Annotated in this window: 20 protein-coding genes; 7 read left to right on the top strand and 13 right to left on the bottom strand. The window is 65.4% G+C overall.

Annotation, left to right across the window (positions count from 1 at the left end; all coding sequences use genetic code 11):
- Positions 1–149: 149 nt before the first annotated feature.
- Together KMZ30_RS11865 and KMZ30_RS11870 are read left to right on the top strand one after the other, a co-directional pair.
- Positions 150–812 carry a nucleotidyl transferase AbiEii/AbiGii toxin family protein gene (locus KMZ30_RS11865; protein WP_215511983.1) on the top strand — a complete coding sequence of 221 codons (663 nt, stop codon included), beginning with the start codon at positions 150–152 and terminating at the stop codon, positions 810–812.
- Between the two features lie 162 nt (positions 813–974).
- Positions 975–1,508, top strand: coding sequence for a hypothetical protein (locus KMZ30_RS11870; protein ID WP_215511982.1), 534 nt, complete (start codon positions 975–977; stop codon positions 1,506–1,508).
- Positions 1,509–1,898: 390 nt separating this feature from the next.
- Here KMZ30_RS11870 and KMZ30_RS11875 read toward each other — a convergent pair whose 3' ends face one another.
- The gene (locus KMZ30_RS11875; RefSeq protein ID WP_308279618.1) at positions 1,899–2,465 is read right to left on the bottom strand and encodes a phosphoribosyltransferase family protein; all 567 of its coding nucleotides are present in this window, start codon (positions 2,463–2,465) and stop codon (positions 1,899–1,901) included.
- Positions 2,466–2,551: 86 nt separating this feature from the next.
- Positions 2,552–2,827, bottom strand: coding sequence for a hypothetical protein (locus tag KMZ30_RS11880; RefSeq protein ID WP_215511981.1), 276 nt, complete (start codon positions 2,825–2,827; stop codon positions 2,552–2,554).
- 290 nt (positions 2,828–3,117) lie between these two features.
- Here KMZ30_RS11880 and KMZ30_RS11885 point away from each other — a divergent pair, with 290 nt between their 5' ends.
- Complete coding sequence (locus KMZ30_RS11885) at positions 3,118–3,408, top strand: hypothetical protein (protein ID WP_215511980.1); 291 nt, start codon at positions 3,118–3,120, stop codon at positions 3,406–3,408.
- Positions 3,409–3,477: 69 nt separating this feature from the next.
- Here the strand turns inward: KMZ30_RS11885 and KMZ30_RS11890 are convergent, their stop codons facing one another.
- Positions 3,478–3,882, bottom strand: coding sequence for a hypothetical protein (locus KMZ30_RS11890; RefSeq protein WP_215511979.1), 405 nt, complete (start codon positions 3,880–3,882; stop codon positions 3,478–3,480).
- Between the two features lie 317 nt (positions 3,883–4,199).
- Between KMZ30_RS11890 and KMZ30_RS11895 the strand changes: the two genes are divergently transcribed.
- Positions 4,200–4,655 (top strand): SRPBCC family protein, encoded by a 456-nt coding sequence (locus tag KMZ30_RS11895; protein WP_215511978.1) that lies wholly within the window; start codon positions 4,200–4,202, stop codon positions 4,653–4,655.
- Between the two features lie 205 nt (positions 4,656–4,860).
- Here the strand turns inward: KMZ30_RS11895 and KMZ30_RS11900 are convergent, their stop codons facing one another.
- The 5 genes from KMZ30_RS11900 to KMZ30_RS11920 all read right to left on the bottom strand — a co-directional run bounded on the left by KMZ30_RS11900 (position 4,861) and on the right by KMZ30_RS11920 (position 8,400).
- Positions 4,861–5,052 (bottom strand): hypothetical protein, encoded by a 192-nt coding sequence (locus tag KMZ30_RS11900; protein ID WP_215511977.1) that lies wholly within the window; start codon positions 5,050–5,052, stop codon positions 4,861–4,863.
- A gap of 337 nt (positions 5,053–5,389) precedes the next feature.
- Positions 5,390–6,679 carry a tyrosine-type recombinase/integrase gene (locus tag KMZ30_RS11905; protein ID WP_215511976.1) on the bottom strand — a complete coding sequence of 430 codons (1,290 nt, stop codon included), beginning with the start codon at positions 6,677–6,679 and terminating at the stop codon, positions 5,390–5,392.
- The gene (locus tag KMZ30_RS11910) at positions 6,669–6,866 is read right to left on the bottom strand and encodes a helix-turn-helix domain-containing protein (RefSeq protein WP_207024109.1); all 198 of its coding nucleotides are present in this window, start codon (positions 6,864–6,866) and stop codon (positions 6,669–6,671) included. Before KMZ30_RS11910 ends, KMZ30_RS11905 begins: the two co-directional genes overlap by 11 nt.
- A gap of 514 nt (positions 6,867–7,380) precedes the next feature.
- Positions 7,381–8,103, bottom strand: a complete 723-nt coding sequence (locus KMZ30_RS11915) for a TSUP family transporter (RefSeq protein WP_215520019.1) — start codon at positions 8,101–8,103, stop codon at positions 7,381–7,383.
- Between the two features lie 36 nt (positions 8,104–8,139).
- Positions 8,140–8,400, bottom strand: a complete 261-nt coding sequence (locus KMZ30_RS11920) for an ABC transporter permease family protein (protein WP_215520020.1) — start codon at positions 8,398–8,400, stop codon at positions 8,140–8,142.
- Positions 8,401–8,717: 317 nt separating this feature from the next.
- Between KMZ30_RS11920 and KMZ30_RS11925 the strand changes: the two genes are divergently transcribed.
- Positions 8,718–9,158 (top strand): NUDIX hydrolase, encoded by a 441-nt coding sequence (locus KMZ30_RS11925; RefSeq protein WP_226905209.1) that lies wholly within the window; start codon positions 8,718–8,720, stop codon positions 9,156–9,158.
- On the opposite strand, the gene KMZ30_RS11930 is transcribed toward KMZ30_RS11925, so the two are convergent.
- The 5 genes from KMZ30_RS11930 to KMZ30_RS11950 all read right to left on the bottom strand — a co-directional run bounded on the left by KMZ30_RS11930 (position 9,155) and on the right by KMZ30_RS11950 (position 12,715).
- Positions 9,155–9,709 (bottom strand): HD domain-containing protein, encoded by a 555-nt coding sequence (locus KMZ30_RS11930; protein ID WP_215520021.1) that lies wholly within the window; start codon positions 9,707–9,709, stop codon positions 9,155–9,157. The genes KMZ30_RS11925 and KMZ30_RS11930 overlap by 4 nt on opposite strands.
- 849 nt (positions 9,710–10,558) lie before the next feature.
- The gene (locus KMZ30_RS11935; RefSeq protein ID WP_215520022.1) at positions 10,559–10,984 is read right to left on the bottom strand and encodes a nuclear transport factor 2 family protein; all 426 of its coding nucleotides are present in this window, start codon (positions 10,982–10,984) and stop codon (positions 10,559–10,561) included.
- A 103-nt stretch (positions 10,985–11,087) separates the two neighbouring features.
- The gene (locus tag KMZ30_RS11940; protein ID WP_215520023.1) at positions 11,088–11,666 is read right to left on the bottom strand and encodes a dihydrofolate reductase family protein; all 579 of its coding nucleotides are present in this window, start codon (positions 11,664–11,666) and stop codon (positions 11,088–11,090) included.
- Positions 11,667–11,903: 237 nt separating this feature from the next.
- On the bottom strand, positions 11,904–12,377 hold the full coding sequence (locus tag KMZ30_RS11945; RefSeq protein WP_215520024.1) for an SRPBCC family protein: 474 nt from the start codon (positions 12,375–12,377) through the stop codon (positions 11,904–11,906).
- Positions 12,374–12,715, bottom strand: coding sequence for an ArsR/SmtB family transcription factor (locus KMZ30_RS11950; RefSeq protein ID WP_215520025.1), 342 nt, complete (start codon positions 12,713–12,715; stop codon positions 12,374–12,376). The genes KMZ30_RS11945 and KMZ30_RS11950 overlap by 4 nt, the downstream gene beginning before the upstream one ends.
- Positions 12,716–13,527: 812 nt before the next feature.
- Between KMZ30_RS11950 and KMZ30_RS11955 the strand changes: the two genes are divergently transcribed.
- Entirely contained in the window at positions 13,528–13,740 is a 213-nt protein-coding gene (locus tag KMZ30_RS11955; RefSeq protein WP_215520026.1) for a hypothetical protein, read from the top strand.
- A gap of 245 nt (positions 13,741–13,985) precedes the next feature.
- On the top strand, positions 13,986–14,453 hold the full coding sequence (locus tag KMZ30_RS11960) for a MarR family winged helix-turn-helix transcriptional regulator (RefSeq protein WP_215520027.1): 468 nt from the start codon (positions 13,986–13,988) through the stop codon (positions 14,451–14,453).
- Positions 14,454–14,596 lie beyond the last annotated feature (143 nt).

Below are 14,596 nucleotides of genomic sequence, written 5' to 3' on the forward strand. Positions count from 1 at the left end.
CCTCGCGAACCGCGGGCGGAGCTGAACGGGGCCCACGCGCCACGGTCGAGATCGATCCCGCACCGGGAGGATGGCCACCACCGTGGCCGAACGTCGCGGAGCTAGCTTCAGCCCTTCCGTCCGACCGATGGACGCTCGTCGGCGGGCTCATGACGCAGCTGCACACCGTCCATCACGGCATCGGCGTGGTTCGCCCGACGAACGACGTCGACATCGTGCTCCATATCGAGACCAGCCGCGGCGTCCCTGATGCGACCGCCACGGCGCTTGAGGGGCTCGGCTACCAACTGCGCGAGACCGTCGACCCACGCAACAACACCGCCCACCGGTTCGTGCGCGGCACCAGCACGGTCGACGTCGTGGCCGGTGCGGGTGATGGGGACGTCATCGATGTCTTGGTGTCCGACCACGCCGCCCCCACCGTGGTGGAGCGCCTCCGTGGTCGCGACATGGTGCGCATCGAAGGAGGTACCCAAGCGCTGCGCCGCACGATCAACGCCGTCCTCGAGATCACCGGCGGTGACCCGACGACGATCTCGGTGCCCAGCCCCCTGGGCGCCGTCATCCTCAAGGCCGCCGCCTACACCACCGACAGTCGCGACCGCGACCGCCACCTCTTCGATGCCGCCGCTCTGCTCGCGTGCATCGCCGACCCGTTCGCCGACCGTGGCGACCTCCGCGGCTCCGACCGCCGACGCCTCACGGCGTTGCGCAAGGCACTGTCCGACGACCACCCGGCCTGGCGCCAGCTCCCCCGAGACGACCGCGCCAACGCCGACGCCGCCCTGCGCATCCTGCTCTCCGACGCCTGACCCCGCTCCCTCCCCGTCCACGAGCCAGCGTCATGCGCACGACGCCGACGCAGGAACGCCAGAACTCATCCACGACACACCTCATGCATTGCGGGTCCCTGCATTCGTTGTCACGACTCGCGGCGCGTCCACCGAGAGGCAGGTACGTTCCCCTTGGGAGTCATGACAACGACAGGTCCAGGCGGGTCGAATGAATGGGTCCCAAATGGAACCAAACTTGAGCAGCTGACGCTGGTCGACGTCAACGACACTGCGACGCAATGGCGTCAGAGCGAACAGACGTCATCCCCGCCAACACCGCCGACTGAGCTCAAGGCCCGGCAGCGTCCGGGCTTCCTCACGTGCCAGTGGTGCAGTGAAGGCTTCCCCGTGCCGGCACGGGGCCGGATCCCCAAGTGGTGCTCCGACAGCTGCCGACATCGCGCATGGGAACAGCGCCGCGCCGCCTCTTCGGGGCTCTGCGCCGTCGACGTAGTGGAGCGGGTCGTAGAGGTCGTCAGAACCCAGCGGGTCGTAGAACAGGTACAGATCGAGGTACCCGCAGCCGACCGCCCGCGAGCCTCCGCCGACTACGCCGCCATCCTGTTCGAGTTGTCTCTACGGCTCGACACAGGGCGCATCTACGAGCGCGACCTCGCCTCTCTCACGTCCGCGATGACCACGCTGATTGCTGCGTTCAACCGCCGCCTCCACTGACCCTCGTGACGTCCGCAGTTTCCCGCACATGCCGATGAGCGCGAGCTTCCGCGTCATCCCAGTGATGACGGGGAAAGCGGCGGATGGCACGGTTGCATCCCCGTCACCAGCCGACTACCGCGTCATCACAGTGACGACGCGGTTGCTCGATCGCCTGCCCTCATCTGCCGCAAGTAGGTGAGGACTCCGACACCTCCCGTCGAGGAGTGAGTCCCCCGGACCCGGCCCGGCTCGAACGGGCAGCCACCCTCACCATGCGACGGGCAGGACGCACCCTTACCGGGTAGGTGCGCCTTGGGCGGGCTCGACTTTGACGGTACGGGAAAGCCCTCGATGAGGCGAGCCACTTCGGGTCCGGATACCCGCGACGTCCGCTCATGTCGCGCAGCGCTACAGCAAGCGATCGAGCTCGCGCAGGTTGATGAGCGACCTCACGTTCAGTTCTCGCCGCGTGCTCGCTCGTTCCAGGCCATCCACGATCACCGCCGCCCCGAGCCAGTGTGCGCCAGCGTCGTGGGTGAGGTGTTGGCAGGCGATGGCCTGACCGCCGGAGGCGATCCAGTCATCGACGAAGAGCACGCGGTCTCCGGGCCTCAGCTGGGACCTGCGGATCGCTAGTTCGAGATGGCGATCTTGGTAGTCCGGAGGTGTTCTGCGCGTCAGCCAGGGATCGTCGTCGGAGGCACGGCGCACGCCCTTGCGGACTTCGGCGAACCCAACACCGAGATGGTTAGCCACCAATGGCCCCAGCAGAGACCCGTGAGCCACAGTTCCCATGACGACCGAGACATCCGCCTGGGCGAACAACTTACCGAGGGCAGGACCGACCTCGCTCAGAATCGTGGGCTGTAGCCACCAGAGCGTGTAGTCGGCGTAGTACGACCGCTCCTCGGGCCACTGAGGAGGATCCGACCGCCTCCGGAACTGCGCGAAGAGCGCCTCCCTCAGATCCGTCACCGGCACAGTCTGGCAGCGGCGCACTCAAAACCGCCGCTCATTGAAAGTCCCAGGCCAGCCGCTCATGCCGCTTAACGCGCACTGGTTCAGGTGACGACAGAGCCCTGTACGAGCAACACACTCTCGGCATCGACGGTCTCGACGCCGTGTAGAAGTCGCACGCGCGCATGCTGCCCCACCCGTTCCTCGACGAGGCACTCGAGCCGCGCCACGGCCCCAACGGACTCAGACTCGATCCCGAGTACAGGCAGCTTCTCCCGAATCGTGGCGGTCCCGCCGCCGGCGAGCGAGACCTCAACGGCGGCCCATCCCGGGAAGGGCTCGGTGTCGATCGCTGCGATCCGACATTGAACGGTTGGCATGCGCCGAGGCTCCCATCGTTCGTCCGGACATGCCGCGAGGGGGGCGTGGGGTCAACCCCCGTTCGACTCCGTGTCCGGACAGTCAGCGCCAACCGGCGTTGTCGTCGCGCAGACGCTGCTGGAGTCCGATTCCTTGCACCCAGTCAGGCCGACGGTCAGCGTCGCGGCGACCAGGAGCACGACAATGCGCATTGCACGATGCTAATGAGTCTCCCCTCTCGTGTCTTCCTCTCATGCCGCGATCCGAACGACGCGACACGCGCACCCGTAGAGACATGCATGATGTGCCGATGCTGAGCATTCGAGTTCAGGCGTACACAGGCGACAGACTTCTTTGCGGCTCAGCCGACATGTTTCCGCTCATAGAGGCTGCTGAGAGGCGCGGCCTACCGCTCCTGAGCGGTGTAGATGTCTACGACGACACGACGTTTAATCAAAAGCAATCCGTTCAGTTGCAGCGCGAGCTCGACGAGTTGGCCGGGCAGTCCGAGGGCCTTGACCTCCTGATCACGTCGGTGAGACAGGCCCTCGCGATCGTGGACGCGAGTCCGCACATCTACCTCATCTTCGACGGCGACTAGCGATCACCCGCTCATGCCGCGGAGAGTGCGGCCAAGCCTGCGTTCGTCAACGCGGTGCGCGGCGGCGTTTCACGCCGCAGAAGATAGAGCCCTCGCCGATCGCAGGCCGACTAGACCAGTGGTGACGAGGCCCACGGTGAAAAGGCCCCAGATCGACAGCGCGGTGGTGAGGTCGGTGCCAGTCGGTCTAAGCGTCACCTCGGCCAGCATCCACCCAGAGCCGATGACCAGCGCGCCGAGCACGGCGCATGTGCACCCACTGACAAGCACTACGGCCGAAGTCGCAATAGTCACGAGTGCCGTACCGCCGGCCCGATGGAGGAACACCTGCACCAAGCCCGCGAAGGCTGCAACGACCAGGATGGGGCCCGCCAACATCGCGATGACGGTGATTTGCGGCGTCCAGCCAGGCCCAGAGCGCAGAGGCCGGGCGGACCACCACAGGTAGAGAGCGCCGGCGGCACCGATAGCCACGTTTACCCCGAGGGCATGACCCCGACTGTGCACGAGAGCAACCTAACCGGATGTGCACGGAAGCACCCGGACATGCCGCTGACAGCACTAGCGATCCTGCCGATCGCAAGGAGCAAGACGAGCAATCGCACGGGCATCGCGGCCCACTTTCCCTTGGTCCCCGTGGGTGCACAGCCTCACATCGGGAACGCCGGCTGTCGGAGCGAAGTCTCTGCCACAAATCACCCGGTCGGTCTCCCTGCGCTGGCTCCGCATGCTGGTCGAAACGACATCCGGACCGAGTGCGCCGCACGCGCTTGAACTCATACGCTCGGCTGGTGGCCCACTTCGAGGTGATCACGGTGATCGCCGCCAGCACCGAGCGATGCTTCGACCTCTCGCTCAACGTCGAAGCGCATGCCAGCTCGATGGCTCGCTCCGGCGAGAAGGTGATCGGCGGCGTAGCCAGTGGACGGATGGCTCTCGGCGACAGCGTGACCTGGCAGGCCCGGCACTTCGGGATCCCGTTTCGGATGACGTCCAGCATCACCGAGTGGGAGCCGCCGGCGCGCTTCGTTGATGAGCAGGTCAAGGGTCCTTTCGCGCGGTGGTGGCACGAGCACCGCTTTGAGCAGGAGGGCCGCGAGACCCGAATGACCGACAGGGTGAGTTATCGCGCCCCGGCGGGTCTCATCGGTTCGGCGGTCGATCGTGCAGTGCTGGCGAGGTACATGCGTGACCTGATTCTCGAGCGCAACGCGTGGCTCAAGGCCACCCTCGAGCGCGACGGCTAGTCCCATTGATCAAGGCAGGCCGGCGCGTCGAGCCCGGTTCAACGCTGGCGGTCGCTACGGCGACAAGAAGCCCAGCTCGACGGACACACATGTTGATCCGCATGCCGCCGCCGCAATGAGCGCGCCTGTCGCAGTTCCCGCTCATGCCGCGAGCCGTGAAGGCGGCAGCCAGGGGCGCCCCAAGACGAAACTAGTCAGACGTCAGTCACCGCCCAGTGATCTTCCAGGTCGTGGGGCAGGGAGCGTTCAGCGCGTCAACCGCATTCCCGTTCATGTCGAGTGCGACCAGCCTCCAGCTGGTGGCGCAACCGTCGTCGTCCATGGCCGTGATGACGACGCTGGCCGTCGATCCGGGTACCAGCCGAGCGACCACTTCTTCGCCCGTCGCCTCCTCCACCACTCGCAGTCTCAGCTCGGTTTCGTTACCGATTGTCAACGCCGGTGGTTGGCACGCGGACAGAAGAGCTGCCCCGATGCACATGACGACCGACAGAACGCCGCGCCGTCGCATCGCCTCACCCCCGTCCGACTACTCGGGCGAGCGTAGCCCGCAGGGACGAGTGTCGTCAGGCCGTCGTTCTGGTCGGCTGGAGACCGCCGACGATCGTTCGCTCATGCCGCGCTGCGCGAAACTCCTGCTTCGTGCGTATCGCGTGGTGTGAAGCGCAAACTGCCCTTCTCAGTGCGCAGCCAGGGCCCGACGTGCCGTGTCGCAGGCTGGCCGGCTCGACCCTCTATCCCGGCCGCCCGTGAGCGGGCCGACCTGGGGCCGGCCAAGGGCTTCGGGGGCTGTTCCAGAGCGCCTCGCCCATCCGACGGGCCGCTTCGTGGCGGAGCTCATCGACGGCGTGGACGTAGCGCTGGGCGGTGGCCATTTCGGTCCAGCCCATGATGGCCATGACCGTGCGGATGTCGACGCCCTGCAACAACAGCAGGGTGGCGGCGGTGTGGCGCGCATCGTGCAGCCTCACCTCCCGGACGCCGGCGTCGCGGAGCAGCTGCTTCCACTCGCGCTGGTCGGCGGCGGGGTCGACGGGGATCCCCCAGTCTGTGCTGAAGACGAGGTCGAGGGTGTGGTCCCAGACGTTCGCCCGCTCGAGCTTGATGCGGTTCTGCGCCGCCCGATGAGCGCGTAGCTCGGCGACGAGAGGCGCGGGCAGGGCCACGGAGCGACGTGACGCGCGCGTCTTCGGCTCGACCAGGACCAGGCCACCGTCGCGGCGCTGCGGGCAGTCGGCGCCGCGCTTGTTGCCACAGATCGGCTCCTTGCGCGTTCGAGGGCTGCAGCCATGCATCCAGGTTCGGCGTTGGAGCGCCCGCCGGACCCGGAGGATCCCGGCGTCGAGGTCGATGTCGTCCCAGAGCAGACCGAGCGCCTCGCCCTGCCGCAGGCCGAGGGACAGGGCCACGGACCATCGTGCGCCGTTGAAGCGATACTGGGCTGCAGCGAGCACGGCCCGGCACTCCTCGACGTCGAGCGGCTCGATCTCGGTCCTCTCGACGCGGGGTGGGCGCGCCAGCGCTACCGGGTTGCTCAGGATCCGTTGCCGGCGGACGGCCTCGGCCAGGCAGGACCCCAGGGTGCGGTGCACGCCGTGGACCACCTGAGTGGAGCGGCCCTGGTCGAGCAGCTCGCGGTAGAGCCGCTCGAGCGTCTCGGGACGCAGGTCCGTCAGCCGGGCGGCCCCGATGAACGGGAGGACGTGGACCCGGAGATGGCTGGTGTACCCGGAGCGCGTCTTCCAGCGGACGGCGAGCGGGAGGATCTCGTCGAGCCAGTGCTCGACCCACTGCTCGACGGTGACGTTGTCGAGCAGCCACGGCTGCTGGCCCGAGTCGCGCGCGTTCTCGAGGTCCCGGATGGCCGCGTCGAGCTCGCGCTTGGTCCGGCGGCTGATGTGCCGCCGGTCGCGCTCGCCGTCGAGACGCCGCCCGACGGTGACCCGCGCGTGCCACCGGCCGTCGGCACCTCGGTACCTGGTGGTCGCGCTGTCGGTGGGCGACTCGCGCGGCCTACCCCGCATCCGCGTCCCTCAGCGAGGAGATGAAGCGGTCGAGCTCGACCCGTTCGACGCGTACGGAGCGCCCGAGGTGGACGACGCGGAGCCGGTGGCCGGCGATCTGGCGCTCGACGCTGCGGCGCGTCCAGCGCAGCTGCGCCGCGACCTCGTTCAGGTCGAGCAGGAGGGTGGGCTGGGGCTGCGGTGTCATCGTCATACCGCCCAAGGGCCTCGACCGGCGCCCCGGTGGTCGTGTGCGACCTGACGAGTCCTGCTCACGACCTCAGTGTCACCCGACGCGACGGGTGCCTCCCATGGCGATTTTTGGGGCCCATTTTGGGGCCCAGAGCCCTGTCAGGGCCCGTTCCAGCCCGTGGACAGAGCAGGGCCCCGGCCGCGTTTCCGCTGGCCGGGGCCCGTTTCACTGTCTCAACACAGTGCGCGCCCGAAGGGATTCGAACCCCTAACCTTCTGATCCGTAGACCGCTCTGGGGGTTCCTGGAGCCGACCCGGCACGCCATCAGCCGACACCTACACCCCGGCAAAGTAGCAGGTCAGAGGCGGCGCTGCGCCGGTTGTCGTCTGCTGTCGCACCCGGCCGCACCCGGTCGTCTTCTGTGCGCCGTGACGAGCTTTTGGGGCCGTTTTGGAGCCAGCGCTGCGATAGTGGATCCCGTGAGGCCGCAAGCTCGACGGAGGGACGCCGCGGCGCGCCCGGGCGAACCTCACGACAGGGCGCGCAGTCCGCGCATCCGCACGAGAAGCGCACCCGAGTAGGCAACGACGTAGGTAGACACCTGAACGCCCCGCGTCGGCACGCGGCCCTCGAGGTACTGCCCCGCCACCACTCCAACCAGAAGTCCGCTCACGACGGCGACCCACTGCCAGGGCGTGACCCCGGGGACTACACCGCGCAGGACCAGCGACACGATCCCAAGACACAGGAGGTGGAACTGCACGCTGATCACGAAGCTCTTGTGAGACCACCTCGTGGCAATGGCGTAGGTCACTGCACCCGGCCCATCTGACTCGGCATTCACCGACATGATGCCCGACAGACCGTCGCCCAGTATCAGTGCGGCCACCCTGGGAACCTGCTGACACCTGGCCACCACGAAGCCGGTCGACAGTGCCATCAGGATGAGCCCACCAGCCGCCAGGTTGGGGACCTCCTGGGGAGCAACACGGACGAGGACCGCACCCGGGACTACGGCCACGACGGCCACGAGCAGCAGCGGTCGCAGGCGCCGGACCTCGACGCGCCACTGGGTTAGGACCACGGTGCCTGTCGTGATGACGGCGAGAACGTTGGTCAGCACGACTCTCTGGATCGGGCCCAGCACGAGGATGAGGAACGGGGCCGCGACCAGGGCGAGGCCGACTCCACCATTCTCTGAAGGGTCGCAGCAACCAGGACCACGGCACCGATGACCACGCCTGTCGAGCACGGCCGGCGAAGGGATAGCGCGAAGACCACCGTGTCGTCATGCCTTGACGCCGCCTTCGCTCAGCCCACTCTGCCAATAGCGTTGCAGCACAGGGAAGACCACCATGTTGGGAACAATCGAGATGGTGGAACCCGTGATGACGACGTTCGATAGGGCTTGCGCTCCACCGGAAGCGCCCGAAGCCTCCGACTGCCATCTCGCGAGTCCAACCATGACCGGGAACAGCTCTGACCGGTTCAACATGATGAGCGGAAGACGGTAGTTGTGCCCGGTGTGCACAAGTGCGAGGAGAAGCACGGTCGCTAACGCAGGCAGGAGTAATCGAGCCACGGAACGCTGGACCTCGGCCAAGAGCAGACTCGCGGGCTACCGTGTCGCGGTGCGAAAGGCGGACCTGGAGCCGTTGTCCGTGGTCCGCGGCGACTGGAGGGCCGTCCGCGGGTACAAGTTCGACCTCACTCGTTTTGCCCACTGAGCGCCCGGCCGCCGTCTTCGCAGTCAGCGACCAGACCGCCCTGGGTGTCATGAGAGCAGGCCGGGAGCTGGGGCTGCGCCCGACCAGAACATGACCATGGGCGCCTTCACACCCAGAAGGCGGGGCTATCGTCGCGGTCATGGGCCGAATCGACTACATCGATGATCCCGACGCGCCTGTGGCGAACAGCGTCGTTCCTTCGGTCGTGGCCATCGTCCGAGACGAGGCAGGCCGACTCCTGCTCATCCACAAGACCGACAACAACCTGTGGGCGCTACCTGGAGGCGGTCACGAGATCGGCGAGTCGATCTCGGAGACGGTCGTGCGCGAGGTCAAGGAGGAGACCGGCTACGACGTCGCGGTCGAGGCGATCACCGGCACCTATACGAACCCACGGCACATCATGGCCTACGACGACGGCGAAGTTCGGCAGCAGTTCTCGATCGCCTTCGTGCCAGTAGCATCGGTGGAGAAGCTCGCACGAGTGACGAGAGCAGCCGGGTCGAGTGGATCAGTCCTGAGGACCTCCCTGCCTTGGACCTACACCCGTCGATGCGGTTACGCATCCGGCATGCTTTAGAAGACCGCGATGCCCCGTTCCTCGGCTGACACGGCGCTGGCAGCGCGGGCGAAGCATGACCGCAGATAGGCCGAGGAGCGTCGGACCGCGAGGTGAACCGGGTCTCTCTCGCCATACCGAGTGACGATCTCGTCGATGCGAGCGGTGACATCCACGTCGTGGCCGTGAGGAGACACCGTGAGGTCGCACAGGATCAAAAGGTCCAGCAGAGCCTGCGGAGGGCGGACGAAATGCTCCAGCTGATCGAGAAGTCCTCGCTCCTCGGCCTCGAACTCGGCCCCCGTGTGGAACGCCACCAGCGACACCACCAACGGGTCCACGTCGAGGGCAGCAAGCCATCTGGGGCCATCGAGGGCGTGCAAGCCACTCGCGGCGGCCGCTGGGCCATAGCCGACATCATGGAGCCACGCTGCGCAGACCAAGGGGTCATCCACCCCCAGGCTGCCGACCTGCTCGGCGCGATGTGCCACTCCCTGTACGTGCTGCCAGCGCTGGGAGCGAGAGTCCGCAAGACACTTGGCTGCAAGACGGCGAGCCCGAATCGTCTGCATGTGACAACGGTACGCGCCGCAGATTGACGCCAGGCTTCGTCGACTCGTGACGGCTGATGCACGCACGGCGTCGTCAATGAAGCATCCGCACATTTCGATCACCGGCTGCATGGGCCAAGTGGCCATCACTTGGGCCGCGCGCAGGAGTGGATCTTCATAGGCTGACCAATATGTCGAACTGTCCTCCGATCGAACTCGATAGCCTCAAGAAGGCGGCGAGCCGGGCGGCTCTGACACCGATATCTGCCGTTGGTGCACAGATTGATGTCTGAAACTGCCGGAAACTGGCCACGCTCGAGATGCCAAGTGGCGGTGGCTGCGCGTCCACTGGCTCCCACGGTGTCATGACGTCCGCTGGCGCGACGTCGGTGGTCCCGGCCGGCCGGTCGGGGTGGGGAGGTCGGTCGAAAATGGGGCCCGCGAGGTAGGGCAGACGACGACAGCCAACGGCTGGAAGTCCGGAGCGGCCGCCCGCCTCTGATCGCATGTACATGAAGGTCACCCGGCGCGGGGAGCTGGGCTCAGAGGAGCCCGATCGCGCAGACCATGAGCCCCAAATGCTCGTCGGGAGATGGACGGAGGAAGACGTGCAGCCACAGTGCGTAGAGCAACGGGTATCGTCCAGCTTGGCCCGCGGGTTTGCTCGGCGCGAAATGCCATCCCCTCAACGTGTCGCTAGCGCTGGGGCCGCGAGTGCGAGACACCCGGCCGGTGGAAAGATGGCGAGCCCGAACCAAGCGCATCTGACAAAGCTCCGCGGCGCCAGCACCCCGCCCTCCACCGCATCCCGCACCCTGACGAGCGTCAGAGCCATCGACCGACACGGGCGGCCGCGTTTCGCCGGCACACTTAAATGCGCATGCCGAGTGCTTGCGAGGCGGCCAGCAGGTTGGCATAGTCGCGCAGTTTTTCAATCCGGCCGTTCTCGATCTGCGCAACTATGAGATTAGGAAGAATGAAATCCCCCGCTGCTGAACTCGTACCGTAGACATCTTGTTCAACGATCACGACTCCGGGGTCGTCCTTGGCCCTATATGCGGCAATCGTTTCGTAGCGGTCGTATACGATCAGCCCTGTCGACCATGTCGCGGACAGGAAGGCGACGATGGCTTTCTTCCCGTCGATGCGTGACGGAAAGCCGGCAGCAGTGAATGGGAACTCATAAATGGCGTCATCATCAAAGATTTCTTCCATCGCTCGGAGAGATTGGGCAATGCTGGCGGCTTGCCAGAGTTCCATAATCCGTCCCGGCTCACCTAAGTGGTCCAAGTTCATCAACTTCTCCCTCCATCAACCTCTTCACGAACCCATGTCTTGCTTCGCCCCTGACCCTGGCGGAATCGGGGTTCGCGCCCCACGCTCATCGGGAGCAGGGCTCTCACTGAATTCGATCGTGGTCCGGTGCAGGCTGAAACCGCAATGCGACTACCCCAGACTTGAATTCATGGCGATCCACCAGCTCAAGTTCAACGCGCTCACGAAGACCGGCAAGGAGCGTCGGCCCTCGCCCAGCGAGCACCGGCTGGACCAGAAACTCGTACTCGTCAATCAGACCCAAGTCTGCCAAGGCCAAGGGTAGGGTTACACCTCCAACCCAAAGGCCTGCCCCGGGCTTTTGCTTGAGCTCTTCGATCGACTTCCTGAGATCGCCACGCAGGAGCTCAGCATTCCAGTCGACTTCAGTTAGCGTGCTTGAGATGACATGCTTCCTCGCTCCGTCAATCGCCTCAGCGAATGGCGTCTGCCACTGGCCCATCCAGTCTGGCCAATTGCCGGAGGCCGGTCGCCGCCACACTGATTGCATCATCTCGTAGGTGACACGGCCGAAGACAAGCGCATCGGCGCGCTCCATTTCTGCCGCCCAGTGACTCATCGACTCGTCGTCCGGGGGAAGCCCTGCCTCATGGTGGCAGCAGCCATCGAGGGTGACATTGATCGAGTATCGCAGTGGTCTCACTTTAGTCTCCTTGGATCTTCGTAATTGCATTTCAGCCACTAGGTTAGGGTCCTTGTATGCATGACAGCCTAAATCTTTTGCGCAGCGTATGGCAAAAGGTTTTGAGTGCAATCAGGCGCAGTAGCACAGCCACCCACTGGTAGGCGTTGCTAGCGTCTACGCAGTGCGCCAAAATCGCGGCGCCGACTTGAATCCGTGTCGTTGGCGGCCGTTTGCGCCGTGTGCGGACGAGGTTGGTCAACCTTGCCGGGCCACCGTCGCCAAGTGGTCGTCGAGAGAGGCGAAACTCTGGTGCCAGCCCTCTCCTGTCGCGCCGCTGAGGTCTGGTGGCAGCCACTGGCGTACTTCTAAGCGAGTGCAGTCTCCCGGCTCGTCATAGAATTCGAACCGAAAGCGTGTCTCAAACGACCCAAAGTCTCCAGGGAGGTTTCCCTGCAGGCGCATCACCCCGTGGAGCACTCTGTCTTTGGCGGCGTCAATGAGGTCAATCCGCACCTCCGCCCGGACAGTCGGATCATGCGGGAACAACTGGACAAATCGTTGATGCCCACCGGGGCGAACGTCAAAATCCATTTCGTCAATCGGCCTTACGCTGCCGGTTGGCCCCCACCAAGCCGCTACCTGCTCGGGGTCGGTGAAAGCCCGGTAGACGAGCTCCCGCGGAGCGTTAAATACGCGCGTAAGAAAGAGTTGCGGCGCGTCGTTGCTCATTGATTCTCCTGCTCAAGTTGCAAGGTGGCCAGGTGGGCGTCGAGTCGTTCAAAGGATGCGTCCCAGAGGGATCGAAAGCGATCAATCCACACCGCAGCCTCGCCAAGCGGTGCAGCCTCCAGATGGCTTCGTTGCCACTTCCCTTCACGTGAGCGTGAGATCAACGCAGCACCTTCCAACACCTTCAGGTGTCGCGAAACCGCCGGCATGGATATCGATCGCGGTGCGGTCAACTGCGTCACGGTTGCGTCCCCCGCGGCCAGTTCGGCCAAGATCGCCCTCCGAGTTGGGTCGGCCAGGGCCGCAAACACGAGACTTAGCTGATCTGAAGCCGCCACTCGGTCATTTAACTACCATGTGAAGTGTTTGTCAAGGCGCTGCCTTGCGCCTTGTCCAGTCGGGGCGCTTCACGGCGCCGACACCGTGGCCAGCATGGAGAGCGTGGTGGGGAACGATCGCGCCCTCACATCGGATCAACGACCTGGCACTCACCGCGCCAGCTAACTTGCAGAGCAGGAACAGCGAACTGGAGATGCTGTGGTCTCTCACCGAAGATGTATTCACCGCGGGGAACGCTAGGCCGGCGCGATTGCACGATGGGAACACAGCACTGGAAGTCCGGCTCCCGCACCAGCGCTCCTGACCGTAGGCGCCGGCCCATGCCCTGCGCCGGAGTTCGTGGAGTGGCTTATGGGTCTTACAGCCCGATGGGTCGCCGAGCCGCGTTACGGACTCAATCTGAACCAGGAGATGGCACCCCTCGGCAGCGGGTGCTCCCGCTCCGGGCCGTAGCATTCCTGATAACTCCACCCCAGGAGGCCATCGCGTCAGACGCTGCGGTTTCGGCCTCGATGCCCGCCGTAAGGCGGGCAGCTGGAATGCCGTGAGCCTCCATTCTGACGCGGTAGTCGGCGCCGACCTATCGCATCGATGTGTGCCGGGAGATGAGCAGCTGAGCCGTCTCGTTAGTGCGAAAGCCGTCTTTGAACCGCCCCCGCTCTCGTCTACGCTACGATAGTTCGTACTCGAACTAGTTGCCATGCCTGTAGTCGGGAGACCGATGGCAGGGAGGACGACCATGGCCGAACGTCCTCGAAGCTCCCCGGGGCCTCACACTTCGATCACGTCACCCCTCCAGCAGGTGGCCATGGTGGCCGGTCTGTTCGTCATCGCTCGCTGGAGTGCCGCGCACGCGCCTGAGGTGCGCGCTACCGATCAGTTCGCCTACTACGCGCTGTCAGCTGTCAACGCCCATCTAGCCACGTTGTTCCTGCCCTTCTCGCTGGTCGCACTCGGCGTCGTGATCCGGAATCGACGGCGTCAGCGGGCGATGGGAGCCCTCGCTTCCGGTGGCCGAGAGTGATCGTCCCCGGGGGGGCTTTGCGGCGATGAGGAGGCGCAGCGAAGTGCGGACGTTGAGGAATGCGCCTCAATGCCACAAAGAACGTAGCTGCGGCATCGCCGGCAGGCGGGGGTGCGCCGATAGGTCTCCTCTGGAGTCCTGCTCAACTCTGGGCTGGGAAGCGCAATTCAGGAAGGGCCCGGGGCTAACCATGGCTACGCAGCTCGAGGCCCGGAGTGCCACCGGCCTCTGACAGAATGCGTTCCATGGCTGACGGCGCCCCTTCGCTGGTGCTCGATCAGGTCGGAGGCAACGTCGCTCTAGACCTCTTCATCGTGACCGAGCGCGTTGGCAACTTGCTCGCAGCCGCACTGGCCGGCACCGAGGTGAGTCCCAGCCAGTACGCGGTGTACTCGCAGTTGATGCAGGCCCCTCGAACGCCCAGTGAGCTGTCCGAACTTCTCGGCATTCCCCGGTCGACCTTGTCCGGGTACCTGGCGACCATGCTGCGGCGCGGGGATGTAACTCGCACGCGCAGCCTTGACGATGGACGATCATGGCTCATCTCCTTGAGCCCCGCCGGGCAGGTCCGGACGCAGGAATGCAGACCACGCATCCAGCGGGCCATCAGAGCGTTGAATAGTCACCTAGGGTCGGCGGCGGAGGTGCTCATAGTTCGTCAGACTCTCGGGCGCATAGATGGTGCCGTGCGTGCTGCAACCCCGTCTGCCTGAAGCAGAGCTCGAGCATTGGTTCGTCCCCAGCCCGGCCACGGCTCTGCACGTACTGCTCTCCAAGCGAGTCAGATTAACCCGCGTCTCGGCTGAGTGCGATTAGCAATCGCACGGGTTCCCAGTACGCCGTGCGCATGACCGCG

The organism is Phycicoccus mangrovi (assembly GCF_018729305.1).
Taxonomy (GTDB): Bacteria; Actinomycetota; Actinomycetes; order Actinomycetales; family Dermatophilaceae; genus Phycicoccus; species Phycicoccus jejuensis.